This window comes from Pseudomonas sp. 91RF, assembly GCF_003576265.1.
GTDB lineage: Bacteria > Pseudomonadota > Gammaproteobacteria > Pseudomonadales > Pseudomonadaceae > Aquipseudomonas > Aquipseudomonas kribbensis.
This window is the reverse complement of record NZ_QWFC01000047.1, coordinates 127,542-151,206: the sequence shown is the minus strand read 5'-3', so window position 1 is coordinate 151,206 and position 23,665 is coordinate 127,542. Positions and strand designations below refer to the sequence as shown.

General features: G+C 61.3%; 18 protein-coding genes and 2 tRNA genes. 15 read left to right on the top strand and 5 right to left on the bottom strand.

The features are described from left to right. Positions 1-3: 3 nt before the first annotated feature. On the bottom strand, positions 4-1,086 hold the full coding sequence (gene queG / locus DXT77_RS24020) for a tRNA epoxyqueuosine(34) reductase QueG (protein WP_119429451.1): 1,083 nt from the start codon (positions 1,084-1,086) through the stop codon (positions 4-6). A gap of 63 nt (positions 1,087-1,149) precedes the next feature. Here queG and DXT77_RS24015 point away from each other — a divergent pair, with 63 nt between their 5' ends. The 12 genes from DXT77_RS24015 (at position 1,150) to DXT77_RS23960 (ending at position 16,145) form a co-directional block, all read left to right on the top strand. Further along, positions 1,150-2,649, top strand: a complete 1,500-nt coding sequence (locus tag DXT77_RS24015) for an NAD(P)H-hydrate dehydratase (RefSeq protein WP_119429450.1) — start codon at positions 1,150-1,152, stop codon at positions 2,647-2,649. Next, positions 2,637-3,107: a tRNA (adenosine(37)-N6)-threonylcarbamoyltransferase complex ATPase subunit type 1 TsaE gene (gene tsaE / locus DXT77_RS24010; RefSeq protein WP_119429449.1), complete on the top strand. Its 471-nt coding sequence runs from the start codon at positions 2,637-2,639 to the stop codon at positions 3,105-3,107. The genes DXT77_RS24015 and tsaE overlap by 13 nt, the downstream gene beginning before the upstream one ends. Positions 3,108-3,158: 51 nt before the next feature. Next, positions 3,159-4,544, top strand: a complete 1,386-nt coding sequence (locus tag DXT77_RS24005; protein ID WP_371320912.1) for an N-acetylmuramoyl-L-alanine amidase — start codon at positions 3,159-3,161, stop codon at positions 4,542-4,544. After that, positions 4,541-6,448 carry a DNA mismatch repair endonuclease MutL gene (gene mutL, locus DXT77_RS24000; protein WP_119429448.1) on the top strand — a complete coding sequence of 636 codons (1,908 nt, stop codon included), beginning with the start codon at positions 4,541-4,543 and terminating at the stop codon, positions 6,446-6,448. Before DXT77_RS24005 ends, mutL begins: the two co-directional genes overlap by 4 nt. Next, positions 6,448-7,419 carry a tRNA (adenosine(37)-N6)-dimethylallyltransferase MiaA gene (gene miaA / locus DXT77_RS23995; protein WP_119429447.1) on the top strand — a complete coding sequence of 324 codons (972 nt, stop codon included), beginning with the start codon at positions 6,448-6,450 and terminating at the stop codon, positions 7,417-7,419. Before mutL ends, miaA begins: the two co-directional genes overlap by 1 nt. A gap of 93 nt (positions 7,420-7,512) precedes the next feature. Beyond that, on the top strand, positions 7,513-7,773 hold the full coding sequence (gene hfq / locus DXT77_RS23990) for an RNA chaperone Hfq (protein ID WP_007902656.1): 261 nt from the start codon (positions 7,513-7,515) through the stop codon (positions 7,771-7,773). Between the two features lie 12 nt (positions 7,774-7,785). Beyond that, positions 7,786-9,087, top strand: coding sequence for a ribosome rescue GTPase HflX (gene hflX, locus DXT77_RS23985; protein WP_064379099.1), 1,302 nt, complete (start codon positions 7,786-7,788; stop codon positions 9,085-9,087). Between the two features lie 96 nt (positions 9,088-9,183). After that, a complete protein-coding gene (hflK, locus tag DXT77_RS23980; RefSeq protein ID WP_085711157.1) occupies positions 9,184-10,356 on the top strand; it encodes an FtsH protease activity modulator HflK in 1,173 nt (390 codons plus the stop codon). Then, positions 10,356-11,225 (top strand): protease modulator HflC, encoded by an 870-nt coding sequence (gene hflC / locus DXT77_RS23975; RefSeq protein WP_027611416.1) that lies wholly within the window; start codon positions 10,356-10,358, stop codon positions 11,223-11,225. The genes hflK and hflC overlap by 1 nt, the downstream gene beginning before the upstream one ends. A 313-nt stretch (positions 11,226-11,538) precedes the next feature. After that, positions 11,539-12,726 carry an ATP phosphoribosyltransferase regulatory subunit gene (locus DXT77_RS23970; protein WP_114881212.1) on the top strand — a complete coding sequence of 396 codons (1,188 nt, stop codon included), beginning with the start codon at positions 11,539-11,541 and terminating at the stop codon, positions 12,724-12,726. A 54-nt stretch (positions 12,727-12,780) separates the two neighbouring features. Next, complete coding sequence (locus DXT77_RS23965) at positions 12,781-14,070, top strand: adenylosuccinate synthase (RefSeq protein ID WP_085711159.1); 1,290 nt, start codon at positions 12,781-12,783, stop codon at positions 14,068-14,070. Positions 14,071-14,210: 140 nt separating this feature from the next. After that, positions 14,211-16,145 carry a methyl-accepting chemotaxis protein gene (locus DXT77_RS23960; protein ID WP_119429446.1) on the top strand — a complete coding sequence of 645 codons (1,935 nt, stop codon included), beginning with the start codon at positions 14,211-14,213 and terminating at the stop codon, positions 16,143-16,145. A gap of 40 nt (positions 16,146-16,185) precedes the next feature. On the opposite strand, the gene DXT77_RS23955 is transcribed toward DXT77_RS23960, so the two are convergent. The 4 genes from DXT77_RS23955 to DXT77_RS23940 form a co-directional block, all read right to left on the bottom strand. After that, positions 16,186-17,751, bottom strand: coding sequence for an iron ABC transporter permease (locus tag DXT77_RS23955; protein ID WP_119429445.1), 1,566 nt, complete (start codon positions 17,749-17,751; stop codon positions 16,186-16,188). Next, complete coding sequence (locus DXT77_RS23950; protein ID WP_119429444.1) at positions 17,751-18,761, bottom strand: extracellular solute-binding protein; 1,011 nt, start codon at positions 18,759-18,761, stop codon at positions 17,751-17,753. Before DXT77_RS23950 ends, DXT77_RS23955 begins: the two co-directional genes overlap by 1 nt. A 188-nt stretch (positions 18,762-18,949) precedes the next feature. Next, a tRNA-Leu gene (locus tag DXT77_RS23945) sits at positions 18,950-19,036 on the bottom strand. A 181-nt stretch (positions 19,037-19,217) separates the two neighbouring features. Further along, positions 19,218-19,304, bottom strand: a tRNA-Leu gene (locus tag DXT77_RS23940). A 225-nt stretch (positions 19,305-19,529) separates the two neighbouring features. Here DXT77_RS23940 and rnr point away from each other — a divergent pair. From rnr to rpsF, 3 genes are all read left to right on the top strand, one after another. Further along, positions 19,530-22,160 (top strand): ribonuclease R, encoded by a 2,631-nt coding sequence (gene rnr, locus DXT77_RS23935; RefSeq protein ID WP_119429443.1) that lies wholly within the window; start codon positions 19,530-19,532, stop codon positions 22,158-22,160. Then, positions 22,157-22,924: a 23S rRNA (guanosine(2251)-2'-O)-methyltransferase RlmB gene (rlmB, locus tag DXT77_RS23930; RefSeq protein ID WP_007950704.1), complete on the top strand. Its 768-nt coding sequence runs from the start codon at positions 22,157-22,159 to the stop codon at positions 22,922-22,924. Before rnr ends, rlmB begins: the two co-directional genes overlap by 4 nt. A gap of 305 nt (positions 22,925-23,229) precedes the next feature. Next, complete coding sequence (rpsF, locus tag DXT77_RS23925) at positions 23,230-23,658, top strand: 30S ribosomal protein S6 (RefSeq protein WP_007950702.1); 429 nt, start codon at positions 23,230-23,232, stop codon at positions 23,656-23,658. Positions 23,659-23,665 lie beyond the last annotated feature (7 nt).

Below are 23,665 nucleotides of genomic sequence, written 5' to 3'. Positions count from 1 at the left end.
GGGCTATTCGTGATTCTGGAGATCGCGTTCCGAGTGTTGCTTGAGTGCCCACTCCACATGTTCACGAACCAGCTCCGACGGATAATCCCGTCGCGCCTTCAATGCTTCCAGCACCGGAATCGTTGAAGGCGCATTCCCCAGCCCGACCGCCAGATTGCGCAGCCAGCGCTCGTAACCAGCCCGGCGCAGAGGCGAGCCCTCGGTGCTGCTCAAGAACTTTTCTTCATCCCACAAAAACAGCTCGGCCAGCTCGGCGTTATCCAGATTGTGCCGTGGCTTGAAATCGCTTTCGCCGGACGGGCGGGCGAAGCGGTTCCACGGGCAGCAGATCTGGCAATCGTCGCAGCCGAACACGCGGTTGCCGATCAGCGGTCGCAGGTCCTCGGGGATGGCGTTCTTCAGTTCGATGGTCAGGTAGGAAATGCAGCGCCGCGCGTCCAGCACATACGGGCCGACGAAGGCGTTGGTCGGGCAGATGTCGAGGCATGCGGTGCAGCGTCCGCAATGTTCGGTGCTGTGGGGTGCATCCACCGGCAACGGCAGGTCGACGAACAGTTCGCTGAGAAAGAAATAACTGCCGGCCTTGCGGTTCAGCACCAGTGTGTTTTTGCCGATCCAGCCCAGTCCCGCCTGTTCGGCGATGGCTTTTTCCAGCACCGGGGCGCTGTCGACGAAGGCGCGGAAGCCGAACGGGCCGATTTCGGATTGAATCTTGTCCGCCAGTTGTTGCACGCGTTTACGGATCAACTTGTGATAATCGCGGCCCAAGGCATAACGCGAGATGTAGGCTTTTTCCGGTTTCGCCAGCATTTGCGCCATTTGCGTATCGCCTGGCAGGTAGTCCATGCGCAGGGACACCACGCGCAAGGTGCCCGGGACCAACTCCTCGGGGTGCGAGCGTTTGCTGCCGTGGGCGCCCATGTACTCCATTTCGCCGTGGTAGCCGGCCTCGAGCCAGCGTTGCAGGTGCTGCTCGTGCTCGGCCAGGTCCAGACCGCTGATGCCGACTTGCTGGAAGCCCAGCTCGCGGCCCCAGTCCTTGATGGATTGGGCGAGGGCGGGAAGATCTGTGGTAATGGCGGACATGAGGCGAGAGAAACCGGAGCTGAGGTGCGTATAATTCTGCCAGACATCGGAGCCCGAAGACGCATGCCGCACACTAAAGATCAATTACCCGACGCGCTGTACCGCGCCGCGCAGGTGCGGGCACTCGACGCACGGCTGATTGCCGCCGGTACGCCGGGCTTCGAATTGATGCAGCGTGCCGCCCATGCCACCTGGCGCGCACTGGTGCGCAAATGGCCTTCAGCCAGCGCATTGACCGTATTGGCCGGGCACGGCAACAACGCCGGGGACGGCTATCTGGTGGCTGCGCTGGCCCGTCGTGCGGGTTGGACGGTGCAGGTGCTGGCTGTCGGCGATCCGCAACGGTTGCAGGGCGATGCGGCCCTGGCGCATGCCGAAGCGGTGGCCGAAGGCGTTGCGATTGCTGAGTGGACGGTTTCCAGTGAACTGCGCGAAATTCTTGTCGATGCGTTGCTTGGCACCGGTTTGAGCGGCGAAGTGCGCGAGCCGTACGCTTCTTCCATCGCAGCCATCAATGCCAGCGGCCTGCCGGTGGTGGCGGTCGATATCCCTTCCGGTTTGTGTGCCGATACTGGCCATGTGCTGGGGCGGGCGGTGTGTGCCGATCTCACGGTGACCTTCATCGGCCTCAAGCTTGGCCTGTTTACCGGGGACGCGGCGGATCACGTCGGCAACCTGCTGTTCAACGATCTGCAAGCGCCGGCCGAAACTTACAGTGACATTGCCGCCGCCGCGCGCCGGCTCAACGCCGCTAATCTGCCGCGTCTGCCGGCCCGGGCGCCGGCTGCGCACAAGGGGCGTTTTGGCCATGTCCTGTTGATCGGTGGCGATCACGGTTTTGGCGGAGCGATTCTGCTCAGTACCGAAAGCGCCTTGCGTAGCGGGGCGGGGATGGTGTCGCTGGCGACCCGACCGGAACATGTCCCGGCGGCATTGAGTCGGGTGCCGGAAGCCATGGCGTTGGGCACCTCGTCGGCCAATCAACTGATGGGGTTGCTGGAAAAGGTGTCCGTATTGGTGGTCGGGCCAGGACTTGGACAGGCGAGTTGGGGCCGGGCGCTGCTGTCGGCCGCCGCCAATGCGCCGCTGCCGCAAGTATGGGATGCCGATGCATTGAATTTGCTGGCCTCCGGCTTCGTCCGTCTGCCCAAGGATTGCGTGATTACGCCGCATCCGGGGGAGGCGGCGCGACTGTTGGGGATCAGCACTGCCGAGGTGCAGGCGGATCGGCCGGCGGCGGCGCTGGCGTTGAGCAAAAAATACACAGCGGTAGTGGTGCTCAAGGGCGCTGGCAGTCTGATCGCTCATCCCGACGGGCGTCTGGCGTTGTGTCATCAAGGCCATCCGGCCATGGCCACTGCGGGTCTTGGCGATGTGCTGGCCGGTCTGGTCGGCGCGTTGCTGGCTCAGGGCATGAATGCGTTCGACGCGGCGTGCCTGGCGGTCTGGCTGCACGCCAACGCCGGGGCGCAACAAGGTAAATTCGGCCGTGGGCTGGCGGCCAGTGATCTGATTCCAGCCATTCGTCAGTTGTTGGAGGAGCATGCACCGTGTCTGAAGTAACCCTGTACCTGGCCGATGAACAGGCGATGAGCGACTTTGGCGCACGGATCGCCCGGGTGACCGGCGGCCATGGTCTGATTTTTCTCGAAGGCAACCTCGGCATGGGCAAAACCACGCTGTCGCGGGGCATCATTCGCGGGCTGGGGCATGTCGGTGCGGTAAAGAGCCCGACCTTCACCCTGGTTGAGCCCTACGAGATCGGTGACGTCCGCGCCTTCCACTTCGATCTGTACCGCCTGGTGGATCCGGAGGAGCTGGAGTTTCTCGGCATTCGCGACTATTTCGAAGACGACGCCCTGTGCCTGATCGAGTGGCCCGATAAAGGTGCAGGCTTTTTGCCAAAGCCCGACCTGACCATTACCATTAGCCCGCAAGACAGCGGGCGTTCGCTGACTATTTTGTCCCAGGGCTCGCGTGGCGAGGCCTGGTGTGCCGCTTTGGCGTTGGAATCCAAATAAATGATGGGGTTAGGTATGCGCTTTCGCGCGTTGGTGGCTGCCGCTGGACTGATGTTGATGGCAGTAACCGTCAACGCTGTGGCCGAGACGAAGGTCAACAGCGTGCGCCTGTGGCGGGCGCCGGACAACACGCGCCTGGTGTTCGACCTGACCGGTCCGGTGCAGCACAGCGTCTTCACCCTTACGGCACCGGATCGACTGGTGATCGACATCAATGGCGCCACCCTTGGCGCGCCGTTGAAAGTCTCCACCGCCAACACACCGATCACCGCCATGCGCTCGGCCCAGCGCACGCCGACCGACCTGCGGGTGGTCATCGACCTGAAGAAAGCCGTCACCCCGAAAAGCTTCTCGCTGGCGCCGAACGCGCAGTATGGCAACCGTCTGGTGGTCGACCTGTTCGATAACCCGGCCGATGCCGCGCCGCCGCCAACACCGGCTCCGGCACCGACGGTCGCCACTGTTCCGGCCGTTCCGGTAACTCCGGCCGAGCCTGCGATCAAACTGCCTCCGGCCCCGGCCGGCAAGCGCGACATTATTGTGGTGATCGACGCCGGTCACGGTGGCGAAGACCCGGGTGCGTCCGGCTCACGCGGTCAGCGCGAGAAAGACGTGGTGCTGCAGATCGCCCGAGAATTGCAGCGTCAGGTCAACGGCATGAAAGGCTTCCGCGCCGAACTGACCCGTACCGGTGACTACTTCATCCCGCTGCGCGGCCGTACCGAAATCGCCCGCAAAAAGGGCGCCGACCTGTTCGTCTCGATCCACGCCGACGCCGCGCCATCTGCAGCGGCCTTCGGGGCTTCGGTGTTTGCCTTGTCCGACCGTGGCGCAACGTCGGAGACCGCCCGTTGGCTGGCCGACAGCGAAAACCGTTCCGACCTGATCGGCGGTGCCGGCAACGTCAGCCTCGACGACAAGGACCGCATGCTCGCCGGCGTTCTGCTCGACCTGTCGATGACCGCCTCGCTGACCTCCAGCCTCAACGTCGGGCAGAAGGTCCTGACTAACATCGGCCGGGTCACGCCGTTGCACAAGCAGCGCGTGGAGCAGGCCGGGTTCATGGTGTTGAAGTCGCCGGACATCCCGTCGATCCTGGTGGAAACCGGCTTTATCTCCAACGCCAACGAAGCGAACAAACTCTCCGCTTCTAGCCACCAGCAGGCGCTGGCGCGTTCGATCAGCAGCGGCGTGCGTCAGTTCTTCCAGCAGAACCCGCCACCGGGCACTTACATTGCGTGGCTGCGTGATTCGGGCAAGATTGCTCAGGGCCCGCGTGATCATCGGGTCAGCCCCGGCGAAACTCTGGCCATGATCGCGGTGCGTTATCAGGTGTCGGCAGCGACCCTGCGCAGTGCCAACAACCTCAGCAGCGATGAGCTGAAGGTCGGTCAGCACTTGACCATTCCGGGCACCGAACTGGCGTCCAAAGAATGAATCAGGTTCTGAACGCAGCGCGCATCGAACTGCTCAGCCCTCGGCTGGCGAACCAGATTGCCGCCGGCGAGGTGGTTGAGCGCCCGGCCTCGGTGATCAAGGAGTTGCTGGAAAACAGCCTCGACTCCGGCGCCAGACGCATCGACGTCGATGTCGAGCAGGGCGGCGTCAAGCTGCTGCGAGTGCGCGATGACGGCAGCGGCATTTCCGCCGATGACCTGCCGCTAGCGCTGGCCCGTCACGCCACCAGCAAGATCCGCAACCTTGAAGACCTCGAACAGGTGATGAGCCTGGGTTTCCGGGGCGAGGCACTGGCGTCGATCAGCTCCGTGGCGCGCCTGACCCTGACTTCCCGAACCCGCGACGCCGATCAGGCCTGGCAGGTCGAGACCGAAGGCCGCGACATGGCGCCCCGCGTTCAGCCGGCGGCCCATCCGGTCGGCACCTCGGTGGAAGTCCGTGACCTGTTCTTCAACACCCCGGCACGGCGCAAATTTCTCAAGACCGAAAAAACCGAATTCGATCACCTGCAGGAAGTGATCAAGCGTCTGGCGCTGGCGCGTTTCGACGTGGCGTTCCATTTGCGCCACAACGGCAAGACCATCCTCAGCCTGCACGAGGCCCACGATGATGCGGCCCGCGCCCGGCGTGTGGCGGCGATCTGCGGTTCGGGCTTCCTGGAGCAGGCACTGCCGATCGAGATCGAACGCAACGGCCTGCACCTGTGGGGCTGGGTCGGTCTGCCGACGTTCAACCGCAGTCAGGCGGACTTGCAGTACTTCTTCGTCAATGGCCGCGCGGTGCGCGACAAACTGGTAGCCCACGCGGTGCGTCAGGCTTATCGCGATGTGCTGTTCAACGGTCGGCATCCGACGTTCGCGCTGTTTTTCGAGGTCGATCCTGCAGCGGTCGACGTCAACGTGCACCCGACCAAGCACGAAGTGCGCTTCCGTGACGGGCGCATGGTGCATGACTTCCTTTATGGCACGCTGCACCGTGCGCTGGGCGATGTACGACCGGAAGATCAGCTTGCCGGCTCTGTCACTACTGCCATCGTGCGACCAACCGGTCTCGAGGCCGGCGAGTTCGGCCCGCAGGGTGAAATGCGCCTGGCCGCCAATGCGTTGCTGGAGCAACCGCAAGCGCAACCGGCGTTCAATACCTCGTCGGGCGCGAGCGCTGGCGGCGCCTATCAGTATCAATACACGCCACGTCCGCAACCTGCCGTCCCGGCTGCCGAGGCTCAGGCCGCGTATCGCGAGTTTTTCGCGCCGCTGCCCGAGGCAAATGCCAATGCTTTGCCGGCCGGTCAGGAAGACATTCCGCCGCTGGGCTACGCACTGGCGCAGCTCAAGGGCATCTACATTCTGTCCGAGAACGCCCATGGCCTGGTTTTGGTGGACATGCACGCGGCTCACGAACGGATCATGTATGAGCGCCTGAAGATCGCCATGGCCAGCGAAGGTTTGAGCGGCCAGCCGTTGCTGGTGCCAGAGTCGCTGGCGGTCAGTCAGCGCGAGGCCGATTGCGCCGAAGAGCATGCGGCGTGGTTCCAGCGTCTCGGGTTCGAGTTGCAGCGTCTGGGCCCGGAAACCCTGGCGATCCGGCAGATTCCTGCCCTGCTCAAGCAGGCCGAGGCCAACCGTCTGGTGGGCGACGTGCTGTCGGACTTGATGGAATACGGCACCAGCGACCGGATCCAGGCGCACCTGAATGAACTGCTCGGCACCATGGCCTGCCACGGCGCGATCCGCGCCAACCGCCGCCTGGCCTTGCCGGAAATGAACGGCCTGCTGCGCGACATGGAAAACACCGAGCGCAGCGGTCAATGCAACCATGGCCGACCGACCTGGACCCAACTGGGCCTGGACGATCTGGACAAACTGTTCCTGCGCGGTCGTTGATGAGCCAGCTTCCTCCAGCGATTTTCCTGATGGGCCCGACCGCTGCGGGCAAGACCGACCTGGCCATCGAGCTGACCAAGGTGCTGCCGTGTGAGTTGATCAGCGTCGATTCGGCGCTGGTTTATCGCGGCATGGACATCGGCACCGCCAAGCCATCGAAAGAGCTGCTGGCCGAGTATCCACACCGCCTGATCGACATTCTCGACCCGGCCGAGGCTTATTCGGCCGCGGATTTCCGCCGCGATGCCCTGCAAGCCATGGCCGAAATCACCGCACGCGGAAAAATTCCGCTGCTGGTGGGCGGCACGATGCTCTATTACAAGGCTTTGGTCGAAGGTCTGGCAGACATGCCAGCGGCGGATCCCGAGGTTCGCGCACAGATCGAAGAAGAGGCTGCACGCCTTGGCTGGCAAGCCCTGCACGATCAACTGGCAGTGATCGATCCGGAATCGGCGGCGCGTATTCACCCGAACGATCCGCAACGCCTGAGTCGTGCGCTGGAAGTTTATCGGGTCAGCGGTCAGAGCATGACTGAACTGCGGCTGAAACAATCTGTACAAAGTACCGAAGCGGCGGCATCGGGACGGCAACAATTGCCCTATACTGTCGCGAACTTGGCCATTGCTCCGGCAAATCGTCAGGTACTGCATGACCGCATTAAACAAAGATTCACAAATATGCTGGAACAGGGATTCATCGACGAGGTCGTAGCCCTGCGTAATAGAAGTGACCTGCATGCCGGGTTGCCGTCTATACGTGCGGTAGGCTACCGCCAAGTCTGGGATTACCTGGATGGCAAGCTGACGGCGGCCGAAATGCAGGAGCGAGGCATCATCGCCACGCGCCAATTGGCCAAACGCCAGTTTACCTGGCTGCGCAGCTGGGACGATTTGCACTGGCTCGACAGTCTGGATTGCGACAATCTGCCACGCACCTTGAAATACCTTGGGACCATCTCCATATTGAGCTGAGTCCTTGCAATTGCCGTCTATCCTTGGGGGTGTGGCGGCAAAAGCCATCTGATTACCTATTTTTTATATTGAATCCTTAAAGGAGTGCGGCACATGTCAAAAGGGCATTCGCTACAAGACCCTTACTTGAATACTTTACGTAAAGAGAAAGTTGGGGTTTCCATCTACCTGGTCAACGGTATCAAACTGCAAGGCACGATCGAATCGTTCGACCAGTTCGTTATCCTGCTGAAGAACACCGTCAGCCAGATGGTTTACAAACACGCTATCTCTACAGTCGTGCCGGTTCGTCCAATTCGTCTGCCAAGCGCAACCGAATCCGAAGCAGGTGACGCTGAGCCAGGTAACGCCTGATAGGAGTCTCCTTTGTTCTTTGAGCGCCACGGTGGTGGTGAGCGAGTCATCCTCGTTCACTTGGATGGACAGGACCCTGAGGCGCGCGAAGATCCGCAGGAGTTTCAGGAACTGGCAAATTCGGCAGGCGCCGAGACCGTTGCGTTTTTCAACGTGCCGCGTCATCGGCCAACCGCCAAATACCTGATCGGCAGCGGCAAGGTCGAGGAACTTCGCGACCTGGTACACGCCGAAGAAGCCGATCTGGTGATCTTCAATCACACCCTTACGCCGAGTCAGGAACGTAACCTCGAACGTGTGTTCGAGTGTCGCGTGATCGACCGTACCGGTCTGATTCTCGATATTTTCGCCCAACGCGCCCGTACCCATGAGGGCAAGCTCCAGGTAGAGCTGGCCCAGCTTGACCACATGAGCACCCGGCTGGTTCGCGGCTGGACTCACCTTGAGCGACAGGGTGGCGGTATCGGCATGCGCGGCCCGGGTGAAACCCAGCTTGAAACCGACCGACGCCTGCTGCGGGTTCGCCTGCGCCAGATCAAGGGCCGGCTGGAAAAAGTGCGCAGTCAGCGCGAACAGTCGCGTCGCGGCCGTTCACGTGCGGATATCCCTACCGTGTCTCTGGTGGGATATACCAACGCCGGTAAATCCACGCTGTTCAATAACGTGACGAAGTCCGAGGTGTATGCGGCCGACCAGCTGTTCGCCACGCTGGACCCGACCCTGCGCCGTCTGGAACTGGACGACCTCGGGCCGATTGTCCTGGCCGACACCGTGGGTTTCATTCGTCATTTGCCGCACAAGCTGGTCGAGGCATTTCGGTCTACGCTCGAAGAGTCGAGCAATTCCGACCTGCTGTTGCACGTGATCGATGCGGCCGAACCGGATCGCATGTTGCAGATCGAGCAGGTGATGGTGGTGCTGGGCGAGATTGGTGCCCAGGACTTGCCGATCCTCGAGGTCTATAACAAACTCGATTTGCTTGAAGGCGTTGAGCCACAAATCCAGCGCGACGAGAACGGCAAGCCTCAACGGGTCTGGTTGTCGGCGCGTGATGGCACTGGTCTGGAATTGCTTGAGCAAGCCATTGCCGAATTGCTGGGCAGTGATTTGTTTGTCGGAACCTTGCGTCTGCCCCAGCGGTTTGCGCGTCTGCGTGCACAGTTCTTCGAACTGGGCGCGGTACAGAAAGAAGAATACGACGAAGAAGGTGTCAGCTTGCTGGCCATTCGATTGCCGCGCTCGGAGCTCAATCGACTGGTCAGTCGTGAAGGCGTTGTGCCGACGGAGTTCATCGAGCAACACACTTTGCAATAAAAGCCTGAAAAAGCGGTTGTGCCGCAACGGCAGGCATTCTGTAGCATTGGTCGGCGCGCCGTGGGTGCGTCTTTGCTTTATCAGATGGAGAGCGCTATGGCTTGGAATGAGCCGGGTGGCAACTCGAACAATCAGGATCCTTGGGGTGGCAAGCGCCGCAATAACGGCGACCGCAAGGGACCACCAGATCTCGACGAGGCCTTCCGAAAGCTGCAGGAAAGCCTGAACGGGTTGTTCGGTGGTGGCAAGAAACGGGGTGGTGATGACGGTGGCGGTTCGGGCAAGAGTGGCGGCTTCGGCGGCCTGCTCGGCATCGGCCTCGTCGTGCTGGCGGCCGTGTGGCTGTACAGCGCGGTGTACGTGGTGGACGAGCAGGAGCAGGCCGTGGTGCTGCGCTTCGGCAAGTACTACGAGACTGTCGGCCCGGGCCTGAACATCTACTTCCCGCCGATCGACAAGAAGTACATGGAAAACGTCACGCGCGAGCGTGCCTACACCAAGCAGGGCCAGATGCTGACCGAAGACGAGAACATCGTCGAAGTGCCGCTGACCGTGCAGTACAAGATCAGCAACCTGCAGGACTTCGTGCTGAACGTCGACCAGCCGGAAATCAGCCTGCAACACGCGACCGACAGTGCGCTGCGCCATGTGGTGGGTTCCACCGCGATGGATCAGGTGCTGACCGAAGGTCGTGAGCTGATGGCCAGCGAGATCAAGGAACGTCTGCAACGTTTCCTCGATACCTATCGCACCGGTATCACCGTTACCCAGGTCAACGTGCAGAGCGCAGCCGCACCGCGTGAAGTGCAGGAAGCCTTCGATGACGTGATCCGCGCCCGTGAAGACGAGCAGCGTTCGCGCAACCAGGCTGAAACCTACGCCAACGGCGTGGTGCCGGAAGCCCGTGGTCAGGCCCAGCGCATCCTCGAAGATGCCAACGGTTACCGTGACGAAACGGTCTCCCGCGCCAAGGGTGAGGCTGATCGCTTCACCAAGCTGGTTGCCGAGTACCGCAAGGCACCCGAGGTCACTCGTCAGCGTCTGTACCTGGATACCATGCAGGAAGTCTTCAGCAGCACCAGCAAGGTGCTCGTGACCGGCAACAAGAACGGCCAGAGCAACCTGCTTTACCTGCCGCTGGACAAGATGATTCAGAACAGTTCGGGCAGCAGTGCACCGGTCACCGGTTCCGCCGCCGCCAGCAACAACACGGATGTCGTGCCGCATGTCACTGACCTGCCGCAGACACGTACAAGGGAGACCCGCTGATGAGCAATAAATCGCTGATCGCCCTGATCGTTGGCGTTGTTGTGGTACTGGTTGGCTGGAACTGCTTCTACATCGTGGCTCAGACCGAGCGTGCGGTGCTGCTGCAGTTCGGTCGCGTGGTTCAGGCCGATGTTCAGCCGGGCCTGCATGTGAAAGTGCCTTACGTTAACCAGGTGCGTAAATTCGACGCACGTCTGATGACGCTCGATGCACCGACACAACGCTTCCTGACGCTGGAAAAGAAAGCCGTGATGGTCGATGCCTACGCCAAGTGGCGCGTGAAAGATGCCGAGCGCTTCTACACCGCGACTTCCGGCCTCAAGCAGATCGCCGACGAGCGTCTGTCCCGTCGTCTGGAATCGGGCCTGCGTGACCAGTTCGGTAAGCGCACCCTGCACGAGGTGGTGTCCGGTGAGCGCGATGCGCTGATGGCCGACATCACGGCGTCGCTGAACAAGATGGCGGAAAAGGAGCTGGGTATCGAAGTGGTCGATGTCCGGGTCAAGGCCATCGATCTGCCGAAAGAAGTGAACCGCAGCGTGTTCGAACGTATGAGCACCGAGCGTGAGCGTGAAGCTCGCGAGCACCGCGCCAAGGGTAACGAGCTGGCCGAGGGCATCCGTGCCGACGCCGATCGTCAACGCCGCGTGCTGCTGGCTGAAGCCTATCGTGAATCCGAAGAGATTCGCGGTGACGGTGACGCCCAGGCCGCTGCGATCTACTCCAAGGCCTACGGTCAGGACCAGGAGTTCTACGGTTTCTACCGCAGCCTGCGTGCCTACCGTGAAAGCTTCGCGAACAAATCCGACGTCATGGTCCTCGACCCAAGCAGCGACTTCTTCCGTTACCTGGAAAAGTCCAAGCCTTGATACGACGTTGACCTGAATCATTCCGCCCGGCGGCTAAAACCTCGGGCGGGGTGATCCTTTCGGAAAACGTGTGTATGATGCGGCAGCCGGGAAATTCCCGGCTTTTTTGCGTCTGCACGTTTGATTGCTGTTTTTGTTGCAGAAGATCGGGTTGAATGACCCGAACGTTTTTCGAGGAAAGTGATGGGCGAAGCCGGTAACAGGCCTTTCGCCGCGTCGTTCATGCGCGTGCGTTTTGAACGGGCCGGTCATTTTCTGCTTCACTCAAGGCTCGCCCTCGGGCTGGCCGCCCGGATCTAAGGGGAATGGCGTAATGGCAACGGTAGACCGCTGGCTGCTGCCAGATGGCATCGAAGAAGTACTGCCACCGGAAGCGGCGCGCATTGAAGTCGCGCGTCGTCAGGTGTTGGATCTGTTCCAGAGCTGGGGTTACGAGTTTGTCGTGACTCCCCATATCGAGTACCTGGAATCCCTGCTGACCGGCGCGGGCCAGGACCTGGATCTGCGTACCTTCAAGGTCATCGACCCGCAATCGGGCCGGCAGATGGGTTTCCGTGCCGACATCACGCCGCAAGTGGCGCGCATCGATGCGCACACCCTGCGTCGCGAAGGCCCAAGCCGTCTGTGCTACGCCGGCAGCGTGCTGCATGCCCAGCCGCGTGCCTTGTCGTCCTCGCGCAGCCCGATCCAGTTGGGCGCCGAGTTGTACGGCGATGCCAGCCCGAGCAGCGACGTTGAAGTCATCAGCCTGATGCTGGCCATGCTGCAACTGGCCGATGTGCCGGACGTGCACATGGACCTGGGCCACGTTGGCATCTACCGCGGTCTGGCCCAGGCGGCCGGTCTCTCGGGTGAAGTCGAGCAGCAGCTGTTCGATGCGTTGCAACGCAAGGCCATCGACGAGGTCATTACCCTGACCGAAGGCCTGCCGGCCGATCTGTCCGGCATGCTGCGTGCGCTGGTCGACCTGTGCGGCGGCCGTGAAGTGTTGAGCGCTGCCCGTGAGCGTCTGGCCAATGCGCCGGCGCCGGTACTGGCGGCACTGGAAGATTTGCTGGCGATTGCCGAACGACTGTCGGCGCGCTTCCCGGAGCTGCCGCTGTACTTCGATCTGGGCGAGCTGCGCGGTTACCACTACCACACCGGCGTGGTGTTCGCGGTGTTCGTGCCGGGTGTCGGCCAGTCCATCGCTCAGGGCGGTCGCTATGACGACATCGGCGCCGACTTCGGTCGTGCCCGCCCGGCAACCGGCTTTTCCACCGATTTGAAAACCCTGGTGACCCTGGGGCGTGCTGAGGTCGAGTTACCGTCTGGCGGTATCTGGATGCCTGACAGTACGGATGCGGCACTCTGGCAGCAGGTTTGCCAGTTGCGCAGTGAGGGTCAGCGTGTCGTTCAGGCATTGCCTGGACAACCTTTGGCCGCCGCCCGTGATGCGGACTGCGACCGGCAATTGATCCAGCAGAACGGGCTTTGGCAAGTATCGCCACTGGCTTCTTGAGTTTTCCTGCCGGCCACCGCCGGCACCAAGTTTGCGCGAATGAGGACAAGTGTTATGGGTAAGAATGTCGTAGTCCTGGGCACCCAGTGGGGTGATGAGGGCAAAGGCAAGATCGTTGATCTGCTGACCGAACATGCTGCCGCCGTAGTGCGCTACCAAGGTGGCCACAACGCTGGCCACACACTGGTGATCGATGGTGAAAAAACCGTCCTGCACCTGATCCCGTCGGGCGTGCTGCGCGAAGGCGTGCAGTGCCTGATCGGCAACGGCGTGGTGGTTGCACCTGACGCCCTGCTGCGCGAGATCACCAAGCTGGAAGAGAAAGGCGTACCGGTGCGCGAGCGCCTGCGTATCAGCCCGTCCTGCCCGTTGATCCTGTCCTTCCACGTGGCGCTGGACCAGGCCCGTGAAAAGGCCCGTGGCGAGCTGAAGATCGGCACCACCGGTCGCGGCATCGGCCCGGCTTACGAAGACAAGGTTGCACGTCGTGGCCTGCGTGTGGGCGACCTGCTCAACATGCCGCGCTTTGAAGACAAGCTGCGTGAACTGGTGGACTACCACAACTTCATGCTGGTCGGTTACTACAAAGAGCCGGCCATCGAGTTCGAAAAGACCCTGGCCGAGTGCAAGGAATACGCCGAGCTGCTCAAGCCGTTGATGCTGGACGTCACTGCCGAGCTGCACGACCTGCGTCGCGCCGGCAAAGACATCATGTTCGAAGGCGCCCAAGGTTCGTTGCTCGACATCGACCACGGTACCTATCCGTACGTGACCAGCTCCAACACCACCGCCGGTGGCGTGGCGACCGGTTCGGGCGTTGGCCCGATGTTCCTGGACTACATCCTGGGCATCACCAAGGCTTACACCACTCGCGTAGGTTCCGGTCCATTCCCGACCGAGCTGTTCGACGAAGTCGGTGCGCACCTGGCCAAGCAGGGTCACGAGTTCGGTGCGACCACCGGCCGTGCCCGTCGTTGCGGCTGGTTCGACGCCGTTATCCTGCGTCGCGCTATCGATGTGAACAGCATCTCGGGCATCTGCCTGACCAAGCTGGACGTACTCGACGGCCTGGAAACCATCAACATCTGCACCGGCTACAAAGACGCGCAAGGCAACGCTGTTGCGCCGACTGACGCTGACAGCTACGTAGGCCTGCAGCCTGTGTACGAAGAAGTGCCGGGCTGGACCGAATCGACCGTGGGTGCCAAGACCCTGGAAGAGCTGCCAGCCAACGCTCGCGCCTACATCAAACGCGTTGAAGAGTTGATCGGCGCACCGATCGACATTATTTCGACGGGCCCGGACCGCAACGAAACCATCGTTCTGCGTCATCCGTTCGCTTGATAAGTCGTTGATGTAAAAACACAAAGGCCCCTTCATCGGGGCCTTTGTCGTTTATGCCTGTTGGACGGCATGACCTTTGCTGTGAATCTGTCTACAAGAGTGCCATCAAATTAATGGCGTCAGAAGTAGAGGGATTCACAGTGTCGGCCGTTCTCTCACTGTTACAAAGCCGTTTGTTGCGGCCCGTATTCGTTACCCTTGGTATCGCCCTTTTGGTGCAGGTGTTGGTGGCCGTTGCCCTGACGCGGAGCACCGTCACGGCGCTGGAAGCCGACCTCGGCACTCGCCTGGGCGCCGACAGCCAGAAGCTCTCCGGTGAGCTGGAGCAGGCCGGGCGTGAGGTCACGTCGAGCCTCGATACGTTATCCACCAATACTCGCCAGCGTTTGACTGCCGGTCTGTCCTCGCGTCTGAAGGACGAGCAGGCGCAGCTGCGTACGACTCTGGAAAAAGACTTGAAGGACTCGGCCAACGACATGGCCCAGTTGCTCGCCTCCGTAGCGCCTCGCGCCATGTGGGACAGCGACGTGCCGACCCTGTCCGAATTCGCCCGCCGGGCCCAGCGCAATCCCAACGTGCTGTTTGTGGTTTACGACGACGCCACCGGCCAGCATCTGACCCGCTATCTCAACCGTGAAAACCCGATCAACAAGGCCCTTCTGGAAAAAGGCCAGGGCGAGCGGGCGCTGGATAAGGTGCTGGATGCGGCGAAGAACGATCCTTCGGTCTACTACCTCGAAGCCTCGATCAATCCCAACGGCGTGGAGATCGGCAAGGTGCTGATGGGCGTCTCGACGGCCTCGGTGGACACCGATCTGGCGGCACTCGATCAGCGCTTCTCGGCGCTGATCGCCAGCAGTGATCAACTGGTCGGCGACAGCCTCAAGGGCGCCGCCGCCGACAGCGCCACGGCCATGCGTGCGCGCCTGCAGTCGGCGCAGTCCACCGCCGCCGAGATGAAAGCCAACACGACCAACACCGTACAGGACGCCGCTGCCACGCTGCGCTGGCGTATCGGTATGGGACTGGCGCTGGTTGGTGCCGGCGTGCTGTTGCTGTTGGCGGTCGTGCTCGGCCACCGTGTGGTCAATCGCTTGAAGATGCTCAACGCTGCCATGGATGACCTGGCGGCAGGCGAAGGCGATCTGACCAAGCGGGTGCAGATCAACAGCAAGGACGAAATCGGCGACATGGCTTCGGCGGTCAATCGCTTTGTGGATAAGTTGCAACCGATCGTGCGCGAGGCCGGGGATGTGGCTCAGCGAACAGGCTTGGAAATCGGCGCAATGACGCTGCGCAATGCGGGTGCCGATGCGGCTGCCGGGATGCAGCGTGATGAAGTCGCCGAAAGTCTGCGCGCGCTGTCGCAAATGGCTGATGAGGCGCAGTCGGAAAGCCATGCGATGCAGGCGGCGCTGAAGCAGGTGGTGGATATTCGTCAGGCCACCGACGAGAACACCCGCACGTCGGCCAAGGTCGGCAGCCTGATCGAGGCGCTGGCGGGGCAGGTCGACACCGGGGCGAAAGTCATCGAGCGGCTGGCACAGCAGAGCGAACAGATCGAAGTGGTGCTGACCGTGATTCACGGTATCGCCGAGCAGACCAATCTTCTGGCGCTCAACGCCGCCATCGAAGCCGCCCGGGCCGGGGAGACCGGTCGCGGTTTTGCGGTGGTGGCGGACGAAGTCCGGGCGTTGGCGAGCAAGACTCAAAGCTCTACCGGCGACATTCAGGCGCATATCGTGGCCTTGCAGCAGGGCGCCCGTGAGGCGGTTGAGGCGATCGGTCAGGCCGGGCGCCAAGCCAGCGAAGGTTTGCTGGTGCTGCGTGACAGCGCGCGGTTGCAGCAGTCGGTGCAGGCGTCGGTCGAGCAGGTGCATGCGGCGATTGGTCTGGCGACTCAGGCAGCGGCGCATCAGGCGCAGGGGGCGCAGGCCGTGCGCGGTCGGGTCGAGACGATTCATGCCCAGGCGGAGAAAGCCGCTCAGGCGGTGGTCGAGACCACCGCCAGCGGCAAGGTGCTGGATGGTCTGGCGGCGCAGCTCAAGGCGAGTCTGGGGCAGTTCCGGGCCTGATAGTGCGGGCAAAAAAATCGCAGCTTCGGCTGCGATTTTTTTATCGGCTCAAATACATCCGGGTTGTCAGCAGGTAGACGGGTAACCCCGACACCACGATCAACAACGCCGCATAAGGCGCTGCGGCTGCGAACTCGACATTCGAGGTGTGTGCCCAGACTTCGGTCGCCAAGGTGTTGAGACCGGTCGGACTCAGCAGCAGTGTCGCTGTCAGTTCCTTCATGGCATCCAGAAACACCAGCGCAAACGCCGCGCCCAGTGCCGGGAAAATGATCGGCAGGGTCACTCGGCAGAACGCCGTGAACGATGACGCACCCAGCGTGCGGGCGGCTTCTTCCAGTTGGGGTGCCGCTTTGTTCAGCGCTGTGCGGATTGGCGCCTGAGCCAGTGGCAGGAACAGCAGCGCATACGCGATCAGTAACAACATGGAAGTCTGATACAGCGCCGGCACGTAATGCAGAGCGAAATACACCAGCGTCAGCGCGATCACCAGTCCCGGCAACGCATGCAGCAGATACGGCAGGCGCTCGGCCCAGATCGCCAGTTGGCCCTTGTAGCGTACCACCAGCAATCCGACTGGCACCGCCAGTAGCAGGCAAAGTCCCGCGCCACCCAGCGACAGTGCAAGCGACGACAGCAGTGCTTCGGTGATTGCCGCCACCGGGAAGGCTGCTGACGAGCCGACCGCTAGCCAGTACGCCAGCATCCCCAGCGGAATCCCGCTGCCAACAATCGCCAACGTCAGGCAATAAAGCTGACCGGCAATTGCCCAGGGTCCGAGTTGCACCTGCTCGGCCCGACGCGCCGCACCCTGGCCGATACGCACATGGCGTCCCTTGCCGCGCACCCGCAGTTCCAGCCATAGCAACATCAAACACAGCGCCAGCAGCACTGCCGACAGCATTGCGGCATTGGCATTGCTGAATTCCAGTTCGAATTGCTGATAGATCGCCGTGGTGAAAGTTTGCAGGCCGATAATCGACAGTGCGCCGAATTCCACCAGCATGTGCAGGGCAATCAGCAAGGAGCCGGCCAGCAGCGAAGGCCAGAGCAGTGGCAGGGTGACGCGGAAAAACACGCCCCAGCGATTCTGTCCCAGTGTCCTTGCCGACTCTTCAAGGGAAGGGTCGAGATTGCGCAGGGTGGCTGCCACCGGAAGAAAGATCAGGGGATATTTCGACAGGCTCATCACCAGGATCGCCCCGCCGAGTCCTTCGAACTGCGCGCTGAGCGATACCCAGGTAAAACTGCTGACGAATGCCGGTACCGCAAACGGCAAACACAGAATCACGCCCCACAAACGCCGGCCCGGCAGATTGCTGCGCTCCAGCAGCCATGCCAGCGACAGTCCGATCACGCCGCAAGTCACGGTTACGCCAACCATCAGTGCCAATGTGTTGCGCAGCAGGCCGAACACGTAAGGGCGCCACAGCAAATGCAGCGCCTCGGACCAGCCCGCCTGCCAGGCTTTGAGCCCGACGTAGGCAAGAGGCAAGAGGCTCATCACCACCAGCAGCAACACCGGCAGCACCAGCCAGATCGACGGCCGCTTGCGCCGTGGCACGTACCCCCCGCGCGTGGCGGGGGCGGATAACGAGGCGCTCATCAGTTCAGGCCAACTTCGCGTTCCAGTTCCAGCGCTTCTTCGGCATTACCGAGATCGGCCGGCGTAACGTCCGGCGCTTCCAGCTCACTGAAAGGCTTGAGGCCACGATCCGATTCCATGCCGTTGTGCAGCGGATACTCGGCGGTGGTCTGGGTGATGACGCGCTGGCCTTCTTCGCTGGCCATGTACGCGAGGAATTGCTGGGCTTCTTTTGGATGTTTGCTGGACTTCAGCACCGCTGCGCTGGAGACAGTGATCAAGCCACCCACGTCGCCGCCGGTGAAGTAATGCAGTTTCGAATCAAGCTTGCCTTTTTCCCGTTGCAGGGCGAACCAGTAGTAATTGTTCACCAGTACGGTCGCGACTTCGCCGTTTTCCACAGCCTTGAGGGCAACCATGTTGTTGCTGTAGGTCTTGCCGAAGGCACGCAGGCCGGTCAGCCATTCTTCGGCGGCTTCACGACCATGCTTTTTGATGATGGCGACGGCCTGTTCCTGAAAGGCACCGCTGGTGGGCACGAAGCCGACCTTGCCTTGCCACTGCGGATCGGCGAAATCCAGTACCGATTTTGGCAGGTCTTTCTCATCAACCAGCTTCGGGTTGAAGGCGACTACGCGAACCCGTGCGGTGACGCCGATCCAGGTGCCATTGCCGGCGACGTATTTTTTCGGCAGGACTGCCAGAGTGGCATCGTCGGACTTGGCCAGCAGGCCGAGTTCGCCGAGGTTGTTCAGTGGCGGGGACTCTTCGGTGTAGATGACGTCGGCGGGGGAGCGGTCGCCCTCTTCGATAATCTGGCTGGCGAGCTGGTTGCTGCTGCCCTTGCGCACATTGACGTGAATACCGGTCTTGGCTTCGAAAGCCTTGGCGATCGCGTCGCCGACTTCCTTGTGTTGACCGTTGTAGAGAGTCAGGGAAACCGTATCGGCAGCCTGGGTGAGGGGAGTGGCGAGTGCCAGGCCGAGCAGGGTGAAGGTCAAGCCGCGGCGCAGGGTATTTCGAAACATCATTCGCAGGGTTCCTCACTGTCGCATTGCAAAAACTTGCAACAATGATAAACGATATCGTTTCTCAAATGCTCCTTGCGAGCAGGATAAGGGTTTGGTAGGGCGGCTTGAGTTTTTCAGGAAGCCAGAAACGCAAAAACCCGCTTTCGCGGGTTTTTGTGAGATTCAAGATCGTGACCTTGAATTTGAATTGGTGCCCAGAAGAAGACTCGAACTTCCACGACCGTAAGGTCACCAGCACCTGAAGCTGGCGTGTCTACCAATTTCACCATCTGGGCTTCATCTTCAGCGTTGCCGCTGTTGATGTGGCGCACTATACGGAGCGCCTTTTGATCTGTAAACCCCTGATTTGATTTTAATAAATCAATTTCAGAAAAAAGCGGGACGCAGAATGCAAAAAACCCGCTTTCGCGGGTTTTTGTGTGAGTCTTGAAACTGTTCTAGTCTCAAACTCGAAATTGGTGCCCAGGAGAAGACTCGAACTTCCACGACCGTAAGGTCACCAGCACCTGAAGCTGGCGTGTCTACCAATTTCACCACCTGGGCATCTCGACAGCGTCTGTACGTCGTCGATGGCGCGCACTATACGGAGCGCCTTTTTAACTGTAAACCCCTGCCAGCAAAAAAATTGGTTTTTTTTACCAGCGGTGTTCAAAACGCCTTTCAGACGTCGATACAAGGCTCAAGACGCGCCTTATAGAGTCGGAAATTTCCCGTTTGATGGCGCCTATGCCAAACTAACCCGCATATAGACAAGGTGAAAACTCTCTAATGGCCGATTGGCAGTCCCTCGATCCCGAGGCCGCTCGTGAAGCGGAAAAATATGAAAACCCTATTCCCAGCCGCGAACTGATCCTTCAGCACCTTGCTGATCGGGGTTCGCCTGCTGCCCGCGAGCAACTGGTCGAAGAATTTGGTCTGACCACAGAAGACCAGATCGAAGCCCTGCGCCGCCGCCTGCGCGCCATGGAGCGCGACGCTCAACTGATCTACACCCGCCGTGGCACTTATGCGCCGGTAGACAAGCTCGACCTGATCCTCGGCCGCATCAGCGGTCACCGCGACGGCTTCGGCTTCCTGGTGCCGGACGACGGCTCCGACGACCTGTTCATGAGCCCGGCGCAGATGCGTCTGGTGTTCGACGGCGACCGGGCCCTGGCTCGCGTGTCCGGCCTGGACCGTCGCGGCCGTCGCGAAGGCGTGATCGTCGAAGTGGTGTCCCGTGCCCACGAAAGCATCGTTGGCCGTTACTTCGAAGAGGGCGGCATCGGCTTCGTGGTCGCGGACAACCCGAAGATCCAGCAGGAAGTGCTGGTGACCCCGGGTCGCAACGCCAACGCCCAGATCGGTCAGTTCGTCGAGGTGAAAATCACCCACTGGCCGACTCCGCGCTTCCAGCCGCAAGGCGATGTGATCGAAGTCGTCGGCAACTACATGGCGCCGGGCATGGAAATCGATGTCGCCCTGCGCACCTACGACATTCCGCACGTCTGGCCTGAAGCCGTTCTGAAGGAAGCCGGCAAACTCAAGCCGGAAGTCGAAGAAAAAGACAAAGAGAAACGCGTCGACCTGCGCCATCTGCCGTTCGTCACCATCGACGGTGAAGATGCCCGCGACTTCGACGACGCGGTCTACTGCGAATCCAAGCCAGGCAAGCTGCGCCTGTTCTCCGGCGGCTGGAAGTTGTACGTGGCGATTGCCGACGTTTCCAGCTACGTGAAGATCGGTTCGGCCCTGGACAACGAAGCCCAGGTGCGCGGCAACTCGGTGTACTTCCCCGAGCGCGTGGTGCCGATGCTGCCGGAGCAGCTCTCCAACGGCCTGTGCTCGCTGAACCCGCACGTCGATCGTCTGGCCATGGTTTGCGAGATGACCATCTCCAAATCCGGCGAAATGACCGACTACTGCTTCTACGAAGCGGTGATCCACTCCCACGCCCGTCTGACCTACAACAAGGTCAGCGCGATGCTGGAAACGCCGAAAGCCACCGAAGGTCGCAAGCTCCGCGGCGAATACACCGACATTCTGCCGCACCTGAAGCAGCTCTATGCGCTGTACAAAGTGTTGCTGGCTGCCCGTCACGTTCGTGGCGCGATCGATTTCGAAACGCAGGAAACCCGGATCATCTTCGGCTCCGAGCGCAAGATTGCCGAAATCCGACCGACCACCCGTAACGACGCGCACAAGCTGATCGAGGAATGCATGCTGGCGGCCAACGTGGCCACTGCCGAGTTCCTGAAAAAGCACGAAATCCCTGCGCTGTACCGCGTTCACGACGGTCCGCCGCCGGAGCGTCTGGAAAAACTGCGCGCGTTCCTCGGCGAGCTCGGCCTGTCCCTGCATAAAGGCAAGGACGGCCCGACGCCGAAGGACTATCAGGCACTGCTGGCCAGCATCAAGGACCGTCCGGATTTCCACCTGATCCAGACCGTGATGCTGCGCTCCCTGAGCCAGGCGGTGTACAGCGCCCAGAACGAAGGCCACTTCGGCCTGAACTACGAAGCCTACACCCACTTCACCTCGCCGATCCGTCGTTACCCGGACCTGCTCACGCACCGCGCGATCCGCAGCGTGATCCACTCGAAACAGGACACCCCGCACGTTCGCCGTGCCGGTGCCATGACGATTCCGAAGGCGCGCATCTATCCTTACGACGAAGCGGCCCTGGAGCAACTCGGCGAGCAGTGCTCGATGAGCGAGCGCCGTGCCGACGAAGCGACCCGCGACGTGGTGAACTGGCTCAAGTGCGAGTTCATGAAAGATCGCGTGGGCGAATCGTTCCCTGGCGTGATCACTGCCGTGACCGGTTTCGGCCTGTTCGTCGAACTGACCGATATCTACGTCGAAGGTCTGGTGCACGTGACGGCGCTGCCGGGCGACTACTACCACTTCGACCCTGTGCACCACCGCCTGGCGGGCGAGCGCACCGGTCGCAGCTTCCGTCTTGGCGATACCGTTGAAGTGCGCGTCATGCGCGTCGATCTCGACGAGCGCAAGATCGACTTCGAGATGGCCGAGAAAACCATCAGCGCACCAATCGGTCGCAAGAAGCGTGGCACCGAAACCGCCGCTCCAGCGGCCAAGGCTGTGGAAGAAAAGGCTCCGGCAAAAACTGCCAGCCGTCGTCCAGCCAAGGAAAAAGTCGCCGAGGCTTATCGTCCGAGCGACGCCGTGGCGAAAAACGCCGAGCTGCGCAAAAGCCGTGAGATGAAGAAGGCCTTGCTGGCCGACGCCAAAAACGGTGGTAAAGCGGCGTCCGGGGGAAAGACCGGGCGGTCGGCGCCTGAAAAGGCCTCCGGCAGCAAGCCAGGCAAACCGAGCAAACACCGCAAGGGCCCGCCAAAAGCGGGTTCTGCTCCAGCCAAAAACGGCGGAGCACGTAAACCGAAGGCGAAGTCATGAGTCAGTTGGAAAAAATCTACGGCGTTCACGCGGTAGAAGCGTTGCTGCGTCACCATCCTAAACGCGTCAAGCAGATCTGGCTGGCCGAAAGCCGCAACGATCCGCGGGTGCAGACGCTGATCGAGCTGGCCAACGAAAACCGGGTCCAGATCGGTCAGGCCGAGCGCCGCGAAATGGACGCCTGGGTCGAAGGCGTGCACCAGGGCGTGGTGGCGGACGTCAGTCCGAGCCAGGTCTGGGGCGAAGCGATGCTCGACGAGCTGCTCGATCGCACCGAAGGCGCGCCGCTGCTGTTGGTGCTCGACGGCGTGACCGATCCGCACAACCTCGGCGCCTGCCTGCGTTCGGCGGATGCTGCCGGTGCGCTGGCGGTCATCGTGCCGAAAGACAAGTCGGCCACGCTGACGCCGGTCGTGCGGAAAGTGGCCTGCGGCGCGGCGGAAGTGATTCCGCTGGTGGCCGTGACCAACCTTGCGCGCACCCTGGAAAAGCTTCAGCAACGCGGTCTGTGGATTGTCGGCACGGCGGGTGAGGCCGAGGTCAGCATCTACGACCAGGACCTGACCGGCCCGACCATCCTGATCATGGGCGCCGAAGGCAAAGGCATGCGTCGCCTGACCCGTGAGCACTGCGATTACCTGGTGCACCTGCCGATGGCCGGCAGCGTCAGCAGTCTCAACGTGTCGGTTGCGACCGGCGTGTGCCTGTTCGAGGCCCAGCGCCAGCGTGGGGCCAAGGCCAAGGCTGCTGCCAAAAAGGCTTAAGCCTTACGCCGTCCAATGTGGGAGCGAGCCTGCTCGCGAAGCGGAGTTACATTCAGCATTAATGTTGGATGTTAAGCCGCCATCGCGAGCAGGCTCGCTCCCACAGTGCTTTGTGGTGTGGCCCGGATTGGTGGCTGTTCAAATAATCACCAATTGCCTTGCACCTCTTCTGTCCCTTCTCTACAATTGCGCCCCTTGCTGTGACGGCAGGCATCCATGTGCCCCGCGCCGGCAAGTCCATAAGTGTCATTCACTCCTTGTCTGACCGTTTTTGAGCGGCAGGCTACAACCCGTAAGGAGCATTCATGCGTCATTACGAAATCATCTTTCTGGTCCACCCTGACCAGAGCGAGCAAGTCGGCGGCATGGTTGAGCGTTACACCAAGCTGATCGAAGAAGACGGCGGCAAAATCCACCGTCTGGAAGACTGGGGCCGTCGTCAACTGGCCTACGCAATCAACAATGTTCACAAGGCTCACTACGTGATGCTGAACGTTGAGTGCACCGGCAAGGCCCTGGCCGAGCTGGAAGACAACTTCCGCTACAACGATGCTGTGATCCGTAACCTGGTCATCCGTCGCGACGAAGCCGTTACCGGCCAGTCCGAGATGCTCAAGGCTGAAGAAAACCGCAGTGAGCGCCGTGAGCGTCGCGAACGTCCTGAGCACGATGGCAGCGCCGATGGCGATGACAGCGATAGCGACAGCGACAACAGCGATAACGCTGACGAGTAATCCACGG